Annotated in this window: 9 protein-coding genes; 3 read left to right on the plus strand and 6 right to left on the minus strand. The window is 41.6% G+C overall.

Going from position 1 to position 8,699, the window contains the following annotated elements; all coding sequences use genetic code 11:
• Positions 1-40 precede the first annotated feature (40 nt).
• Positions 41-1,093 (minus strand): ABC transporter permease, encoded by a 1,053-nt coding sequence (locus tag ACVR1G_RS08440; RefSeq protein ID WP_447452733.1) that lies wholly within the window; start codon positions 1,091-1,093, stop codon positions 41-43.
• A gap of 1 nt (position 1,094) precedes the next feature.
• On the minus strand, positions 1,095-1,820 hold the full coding sequence (locus ACVR1G_RS08445; RefSeq protein WP_447452734.1) for an ABC transporter ATP-binding protein: 726 nt from the start codon (positions 1,818-1,820) through the stop codon (positions 1,095-1,097).
• Between the two features lie 161 nt (positions 1,821-1,981).
• Here ACVR1G_RS08445 and ACVR1G_RS08450 point away from each other — a divergent pair, with 161 nt between their 5' ends.
• Both ACVR1G_RS08450 and ACVR1G_RS08455 read left to right on the plus strand, forming a co-directional pair.
• The gene (locus ACVR1G_RS08450) at positions 1,982-2,401 is read left to right on the plus strand and encodes an HIT family protein (RefSeq protein WP_447452735.1); all 420 of its coding nucleotides are present in this window, start codon (positions 1,982-1,984) and stop codon (positions 2,399-2,401) included.
• Positions 2,398-2,694, plus strand: a complete 297-nt coding sequence (locus ACVR1G_RS08455) for a hypothetical protein (protein ID WP_447452736.1) — start codon at positions 2,398-2,400, stop codon at positions 2,692-2,694. Before ACVR1G_RS08450 ends, ACVR1G_RS08455 begins: the two co-directional genes overlap by 4 nt.
• A 402-nt stretch (positions 2,695-3,096) precedes the next feature.
• Here ACVR1G_RS08455 and lytR read toward each other — a convergent pair whose 3' ends face one another.
• The 4 genes from lytR to ACVR1G_RS08475 all read right to left on the minus strand — a co-directional run bounded on the left by lytR (position 3,097) and on the right by ACVR1G_RS08475 (position 6,802).
• Positions 3,097-4,320, minus strand: coding sequence for a glycopolymer--peptidoglycan transferase LytR (gene lytR / locus ACVR1G_RS08460; protein ID WP_447452737.1), 1,224 nt, complete (start codon positions 4,318-4,320; stop codon positions 3,097-3,099).
• A gap of 11 nt (positions 4,321-4,331) precedes the next feature.
• Positions 4,332-4,844, minus strand: a complete 513-nt coding sequence (locus tag ACVR1G_RS08465) for a GNAT family N-acetyltransferase (protein ID WP_447452738.1) — start codon at positions 4,842-4,844, stop codon at positions 4,332-4,334.
• Complete coding sequence (gene tsaE, locus ACVR1G_RS08470; protein ID WP_447452739.1) at positions 4,837-5,277, minus strand: tRNA (adenosine(37)-N6)-threonylcarbamoyltransferase complex ATPase subunit type 1 TsaE; 441 nt, start codon at positions 5,275-5,277, stop codon at positions 4,837-4,839. Before tsaE ends, ACVR1G_RS08465 begins: the two co-directional genes overlap by 8 nt.
• A gap of 103 nt (positions 5,278-5,380) precedes the next feature.
• Positions 5,381-6,802, minus strand: coding sequence for an NCS2 family permease (locus tag ACVR1G_RS08475; RefSeq protein WP_447452740.1), 1,422 nt, complete (start codon positions 6,800-6,802; stop codon positions 5,381-5,383).
• A 252-nt stretch (positions 6,803-7,054) separates the two neighbouring features.
• Here ACVR1G_RS08475 and ACVR1G_RS08480 point away from each other — a divergent pair, with 252 nt between their 5' ends.
• On the plus strand, positions 7,055-7,867 hold the full coding sequence (locus ACVR1G_RS08480) for a Cof-type HAD-IIB family hydrolase (RefSeq protein ID WP_447452741.1): 813 nt from the start codon (positions 7,055-7,057) through the stop codon (positions 7,865-7,867).
• The last annotated feature ends 832 nt before the right edge of the window (positions 7,868-8,699 follow it).

The raw sequence follows: 8,699 nt of genomic DNA on the forward strand, positions 1-8,699 counted from the left end.
ATTTCGATGCCTTAATTGTCTTCTTATTTTACTTGTTTTATCAAGCCTCGTCAATCATCTTCTTCAGCTTATAAGGCAAGTAAAGTTCTACCAAGAAGAGGGTCAGCCCACACAAGAGCACTAACCCTTGCCAAGAAAAAGCAAAAGTTAGAAAAATAAGTACTTCTATCAAAGAAATGACATAAAGGATTCCTCTCAAAACTTGCTTGAAATTACGCTTTTGCAATCCAGCTTTTAAGGGAAATAACTGGGTAAGATACTGATAGTCATAGTGGTTGGCGAGGGCCAATAATTGAAAGAGTAACAGATAATTGAAAAGAAGTGACAGAACAACCCCTATCAGTCCTGTTCGGATAAATCCTATACTAAGAAGGCTGAGAACCAGCAAACGTAGACTAAGTCCTAAGTAATCACCGCTGCGTAGGTAAGCTCTCAGGTAGAGATTGGACCAGAGACTGCTGTGCTTTCGGGGTAGCCGAGCCAGCAGCCCATCTAGATAAGCACGGCGTTTTGTTAGACTGGAAATTCCCTTGACCCTAGTAAAAAGAGAGTAAAACTTAAGGATAGACTGGCGACGTCCCTGCTCCTGCTGGATGGCTTCGGTCCAATTGAGGCGATTTTGATTGACTAATTTCCGGCTTTTGAAAACTAGAACGATTGCCTTGATCAGCAACATGAGAATCAAGAAAATGCTAAAGCTTAGTTTAGAAAAACCTAAGGCTAGAAAAAGAGGAGCTAGGAGTACTAAAAACAGTGTCTGCACGCTCCCCCAAAGTATAAAGGAGCGTAGCCTAGCCTGCCTGATATGACCAACTATTTGTTTCTCCTTAGGTAGGTAAAAAATCTGGTCAGCTGGCTCTAGATAGGTCGCTATTCTTCCTGACCACAGCAGCAATACACTGGATACGCCTAATCCTACCAGAATAGGCCAGTGATTTTTAGGGAAGTGCTGCAGGAGGTTACTGTATTGGACCAAAAGAAAGCCCAAAAGAACAAACAATACGATAACAAAATGATCATTGAAGACATAACGTAGGTACTTGATGCATTGTTGGTTAAAGTCAAAGCGACGTTTGGCAAATATATCCTTCATCCTAAACCTCTTTTGTCAATGTCATGTAGATATCATTGAGACTAGCACCATCTTGACCAAAATTCTTCCGCAAATCTGCCAAAGTCCCCTGTGCACGAATCTGTCCTTGATGAAGAATAACGAAGGAGTCACACATTTTCTCAGCGGAGTCTAGGACATGGGTAGACATTAAGATGGCTGTCCCCCTAGCCTTTTCTTCTGCTAACAAATCAGTTAAATCATTGATAGCCACAGGGTCCAACCCAAGAAAGGGTTCATCAACAATCAGTAGACGCGGTTTAACAATAAGCGCGCAGATAATCATAACCTTCTGCTTCATTCCTTTAGAAAAGTTCACTGGAAACCAATCTAACTTATCAGTGAGACGAAAGAGGTCCAAAAGCTTCTCAGCTCTTTCCATCGCTTGGTCAGTCGGAATATCATAAGCCATAGCAACCGTTTCCAAATGTTCCTTTAGGGTCAGTTCCTCATACAGACTGGGGGTCTCAGGGATAAAGCCAATTTTTCGACGGTAGGCTGCCTGATCCTGATTCAGGCTCAAACCATCAATCGTGACGCTACCTTGATAAGGGGTTAAAAGGCCGATAATTTCTTTAATAGTTGTTGATTTCCCAGCACCATTGAGGCCGATCAGACCAATCAATTGACCATCCGGTACATCAAAAGAAATTTCCTTAAGGACAGGCAGATTGAAGTAACCGCCTGTCATCTTCTCTATTTTCAGCATAGTGTTCTCTCTAATTTTTGATATAATCATTATAACAAAAACATCATTTGATGAACAAATTGGAGACTAAAGGGCTGCAAAATGGTTCTGCCACCTTAAGGCAATATTTTCTTTTGCTGCAGCTGCCTAGTTTACGTACTTATAGATTGAGAGGATTTAAAATGGACAAGTGTATTTTTTGCCAAATTATTGCGGGAGAAATCCCATCATCAAAGATTTATGAAGATGATAAGGTTCTGGCCTTTCTGGACATTTCGCAGACGACCAAGGGACACACCTTGGTTATTCCAAAAAAGCATGTTCGAAATATGCTTGATATGTCTGAGCAGGTGGCGACGGATTTATTTAAACGCTTGCCAAAATTGGCACGCGCTGTTAAAACTGCTACAGGAGCTAAGGGGCTGAATATTCTCAATAATAATGAGGAAATCGCCGGTCAGAGTGTCTTTCACGCTCATGTTCATATTATCCCTCGTTACAGCAACCAAGATGAAATTGGTATTACCTTTACTGAACATGAACCTGATTTTGAAGCACTAGGGCAGCTGGCTCAAGCGATTGCAAATGAGGTGACTAAATGAGACTGAAAACCTTTTTACTCTCGGGCCTAGCTGGCTACGGTACTTATCAAGCCTACTATCATCGCTATACCATTAGAAGAACTCTCATAGAAGCTGCTCAAATCTGGGAAAAAGCTCAGACCGATGTCACCAATATCAAAGATAATTTACAAATTATTCAGCAAGAGCTGAAACAGATTAAAAACCATAAGACAGATCTGACTTACCAGTTCAATATTTTTGAGCAGGAGGCCGAGGGACGTCTGCATGAGATCCAGCAACGGATGAATAAATGGCAAGGCAATAATGATTAAAGAGCTTTTATTAGTCCTAAATATATTTGCGAGCAGCTTGAACAAGGTCTTATAAACGGCTTCTAAACTGCTTTCTCCTGCCACTTTACTCAGTCTCGAGCTGCTTGCTTATCCATCAGTCATAAGCTCTAAAAAAGCAATTTTTATCCTATCTCAAAAGACCAACTCTGCATCACTGTCGAGCTGGCCTTTTTTATACCAAAATCAAATGAGACAAGGTGGTGAAGTTAAAGTGGCTAAAAGGTTATCTAGGGAAAGCTTATTTTGTCGCTGCTTTGAAGTCATAAAAACAGCGAAGCATCTCATTTACTAATAGCAACCATCACTGGCTTCTTTAGTCCCTCACTAGATTGGATTGATCATGAAATTTCTGCTCACGTCGTAACCGGCCGCAGGTTACCATTAATAGCTAGGGATACTATTGCTACCATAGTTACCATTGGAGCCTGCTTCACCAGAATTACTATAAGCACCCACATCATTGCCATATCCGCCTACTGCGCCGCCCGTATCACCGCCGCTAGAACCAGCTCCTGGGGCATAGCCACCGTCACTATAGCTGCTACCACTACCATAATCGCTATAACCACTGTCAGAGCTAGCGTCTGAAGAAAAGCTGCCATCACCATAGATGTCTTCATAGAGAACTGCATTCGTTTTTAAATTAGAAGCTGTTCCTTTTTTCAATCCTAATTCCTTTTTAATGCGATTTTGAATCTTAAGAATACCATCAGCATCCGCCAACTGGTAAGAACCACCGTCAATCATAGCATCTGTCCCTTTAAGCTGGTAGGTTTTGACATTGCTAATAGCGTCTTTGTAGCCTAGAAGGTTGGTTAGGTTGTTGGAGGATAAGTCAATGTCTGTCTGCATATTTTTACTAACAGCTTTGAGGATTTTTTGATAATTACTAACGCTGCTGCCCATATTGAGCAATTTGGCAACAACCTTTTGGATAACTTCCCGCTGGCGCTTTTGACGGCCATAATCGCCTTCAGGATCATCATAACGCATCCGAGCATAAACCAGAGCCTGCTGACCATTAATATGGTGGGTTCCTGGTTCAACAGTTGCTGTGTACTCAGGTTCATTTTCAGCAATAGAGATGGGAAAATCAAAATTATTAGTAACTTTAATACCACCAACGGCATCAACCAAATCAACCAACCCCTGCATATTGACCTGCATATAATAGTCAATATTAATATCAAGGAGATCCCCAATGACCGATAAGGATTTCTTGGTACCACCACTAGCATAAGCTGCATTTAATTTAGCCTGATTTTCAGAATCTGAGTCTCCAGACATGTTAACTAAAACATCGCGCTCCAAACTAGTCATGGTGGTCTTCTTTGTTTTAGGATTAACGGTGACCAGAATCATAGTATCACTGTTACCTTCCCATGTTTCCTTACGCTGAGAATCACCGGTATCCACCCCCATGAGCAAAATCGAGAAAGGCTCAGTCTGCTCGATGGCATTGCTGGATGCTCCGTACTGCTTAAAGGTCTTGGCTAATTGATTATTAGAAAAGCTAAGGGCACTCCCGCCATAAGCAAGACCTGCAACAACTGTTGTCACGATAATGGCAGATAACATTAAAAAAATTTTTCTTCCTAGTTTCATATCTATCCTTACTATAGTGCTCTACTCATAGAGTAGATATCAAGATACTGATTATCTCTACTTAGCACAGCAGCCTTCTGTCTGCTGACAATCTCAAAACCAAACTTTCGGTAAAGATGAAGAGCAGGCTTATTTCTAACCTGAACAGTCAATTCTAACTGTTCCAATAATTGAGTTTCCTGCGCCCAATCTAAGACTAACTCCAGCAGGGTCTGACCTAGACCATAGCCGCGATAATCTTTAGCAACAGCTAGGAATAGATCACCTGACCAACCACCTGTTGCCATCTGAAAGCTGACCAAATTCAAGAGGCCAAGAACCTGGCTTCCTGACTTGGCAAGCAGGCAAATATCACGCGCACTTTTAGACTGTTTCAATAAGAATTCTGCCATTTGTTCTGGTGCCAGACTAGGCCTATCCTTAATAATCAAGTCAGTCTCCGCTGTAAGCTCATTTAAAAATTGACTCACATAAACAGCTTCCTGAGCTCTGGCCTCTTCAAAAACAATCTCTTGGCTAGTCATTAAGCTTCTCCACTAAGTCACGGGAACGCTGTCCAGTCCCCCTAAGAGAGACCTGACGACCATCATTAGTTAGAGCAATGACTATTTCTAAATAGTCAGCCGGTAGGCTACCGGCTAGAAGCTCTCCCCATTCAATAACAGTTACTCCATTACCAAAGAGAAAATCATCTAAGTCAATAGAATCCGGATCATCCCCAATGCGATAAACATCCAGATGGTAGAGCGGGAGTCTTCCTTCGTACTCGCGCACAATCGTGTAGGTCGGACTTTTAATCATTTGATCAATCCCTAATGCTTTAGCAATTCCCTTAGTCAGCGTGGTCTTACCGGCTCCGAGTTCCCCCTTCAGCACAAGAATATCTTGTGCCTGTAGAGCTTGTCCGATTTTAATTCCAATAGCTATTAGCTCATCTTCACTATGACTATACAACATAAAGCCATTATATCAAAAAAGCAGTTTCCGTCCAATTTTTTCTGCCCATCTGGTCTTTTGTTCTGCAAAAAAGACTGCCGCAACAGCCTTTTTGCAAGAGAAACTAAAGAATTGCTAAGCTTATGAAGTTCAGTATAAAGAGAAGATCCAAAATCCAGAGAATGGCATGAATATCCTTGGCTTCTCCCTTGATAATTTTTACCAGAGTGTAGGTGATAAAACCAGCAGCAATGCCATAAGTAATACTATAAGCAAATCCCATAAAGATGGACGTAAAGAAGGCAGGTACAGCTTCTGAGAGCTCATCCCATTGGACATTTTTCAGATTAGATAGCATCATGATCCCAACAATAATCAAAATCGGAGCGGTAGCCTGTGTTGGTACAATAGATACCAAAGGACTAAAGATACTAGAAACGGCAAAGAGAATCGCCACAACCAAGGCAGTCAGGCCTGTTCGTCCACCTGCACCAATGCCTGCTGCTGATTCAACGTAAGTCGTTACATTGGAGGTTCCAGCGATTGCACCAACTGATGTCCCTACCAAATCTGAAAATAAAGCACGATCTAGCCCTGCTGACTCCTTGTTTTCACCGGTAGTTGCTACAATCCCAACCTTTTCACCTGTACCAATTAAAGTACCGATTGTATCAAAAATATCAGTCAGAGAAAAGGCTAAAATTGCCATGAGGACACCTGGAATCTGCGAAGGAGTGGAAAAAAGAGAACCCAGTCCCTGACTGCCAAGAGCTACTCCAAAGATACTTTTCAAGTCGTGAAAGGAGGCGGTTAGACTTGTTGCCTGCCAATCAATCGCCCCAAGTTTAACGACCCCTAGGAGAATTCCGACAAGGGTGGTTAAGGCAATGGAAATAATGACTCCACCACGAATTCCTTTAACGATGAGGATAATTGTGATAGCTAAACCAATGAGCGCAAGAAGAACAGCCGGATTATTAAAAGGCACTAAGCCTGGTGTTGCTGAAGCATCTGCAGTAATAGAGGCGGCGGCTTTGCCAGCTCCTTTACCTGACACTGTATACGTGTGAGGATCGATAGCAAAGTGGAGAAAGCCGGCATTTTTGATACCAACATAGGCTAAAAAGATACCAATACCAGCTGAAATAGCTGATTTAAGGGTTGCTGGAATAAATTCAATAATCATCTTACGAACCTTGGTGACCGTGATGATCAGCGAAATAACTCCACAAAGGAAGACCATAGCTAAAGCTTCCTGCCAACTGTAGCCCAATGAGAAGACAACTGTATAGGTAAAGAAAGCATTAAGTCCCATACCAGGTGCTTGAGCATAAGGCAGATTGGCATAAAAGGCCATCATGAGTGTTCCTGCAACTGCTCCAATAATCGTTGCTAGGAAAACACCCTGCTGGGGCATTCCTGTCTGACTTAGCATGGCTGGATTGACAAATAAAATATAGGACATGGCAAAGAAGGTAGTTAGCCCTGCCATGATCTCTGTGCGGAGGTCTGTTCCGCGTTCCTGCAGTTTAAAAAATTTTTCCATTTTATGGAAGCATTCCTTTCTTATACTTCATCATCCTTAATTTTAAAGAACAATAATTTGATTATACCCTATAATCGTTCGGAAAACAACTCTATTTATCCAAAAACAGCCGAAACAAGCTAAATTTAGTTCACTTTCTAGTGCTAAAAATTAAAATCAATCGCTTTTATATTTTATCTTTCATTACCTATCGATCCCCCCAGATAGCTCCTCTTGTTAGATTCCTTATTTTTTTCTGTTATAATAGGAAATATGACTCAGAAAATTATTGCATTGGACTTAGATGGTACCTTGTTGCGCAGCGACAATACTATCTCGAAGTATACCTTAGATACATTAAAAAAGATTAAAGCACTGGGACACCAGATTATTATTGTGACAGGACGTCCCTACCGCATGGCACAAGAGGCCTATCGGCAACTCGAACTCACAGGACCTATGATCAATTTCAATGGTGCACTGACCCACATTCCTGAAAAGAAATGGTCAGGCGAGTTGAATATGAGGATAGACAAGGACTACTTATTTGAAGCCCTTGCTAATTATGACGCCTTTGAGACAGACTTCTTAGCCAGTGAATACCGCAAAAACTTCTATATTACAATGGAGAATCGTCAATTGATCCCGCCAGAAATTTTCGGTGTTCCTAAGATTACTGACCAAATGGCCTTAATTCCTGAAAAAATTACACGGGATCCTAATGCTTTGCTTATGCAGACTCATGCTGAGGACAAATACCTGCTGGCAGATCAAATTCAGCAGCACTTTAAAAACGAAGTAGAGGTTGACTCTTGGGGAGGACCGCTCAATATCTTAGAATTTTCACCTAAAGGAGTAAACAAGGCCTTTGCCCTAAAGCACTTGCTGGAACGGTTGCGCAAAGATAAACAGAATCTTATCGCTTTTGGTGACGAACACAATGATACAGAAATGCTGGCTTTTGCTGGTACAGGATATGCTATGAAAAACGCCAGTAATACCCTCTTGCCTTTTGCAAATTTTATAACAAAATACAGCAACGATGAAGACGGGGTTGCTAGACAGCTGGCGGAAATATTCCTTTAACACTCAAAAACGATCATAATAATATAGGTAGAACCAGTCACCTTTAAATAAGAAGCTGACTGGTTTTTATGTGTTTGCAATCGGCTTAAAATTACACACCTTTTGCAAACAGATACATGGCTTCCTTTAAGACTCTGTCACTGTAAAAGCTACCTACCAGTCTGGTCCTCATTTTCAACTTTGGGGCTGAGACAAAAATCCTGCCGCCATAAATTATTTGAGATATGACAGTTTGACGCAGTAATTGATTGAACGTCCTTATCTTAGGGCATAGATCCATTTTCAGATCCCCTCTTAAACAGTTCACTGGACTGTTTGAGAAAACCAAGATCAACTATGCAAAGGTGGGATTGAAATGCTCCGGTGGAGTTTGGCTGTCTGGGGATAGACTGCCAAATCCTGCCGCCTAAAAACAGGAAAGTGGCAGAGGCCCGGGCCTTAAAATAAGAGAGCGAGGAAATTCAAAATCGCAATTTCATCATGATTTACCGATTGAGTCCCACTCTCAAACAAGATTTATAATTTAGAATGGACGCACAAGCAGCAGATAGGGTCAAAAAGATAGATTTTTTCCTAAACGCAAGCGTCTTCATCAAACCTCCTATTTTTGCTTTATCTGCGGTCGCCCTTAGTATCTTGTAAATCGAACTCGGGCTGCAGATTGTGCAAAAAAGATAGCTTTTTTCCTAGACGCAAGCGTCTTCGTCAAACCTCCTATTTTTGCTTTATCTGCGGTCGCCCTTAGTATCTTGTAAATCGAACTCGGGCTGCAGATTGTGCAAAAAAGATAGCTTTTTTCCTAGACGCAAGCGTCTTCGTCAAACCTCCTATT

It is taken from the genome of Streptococcus dentasini (assembly GCF_053206945.1).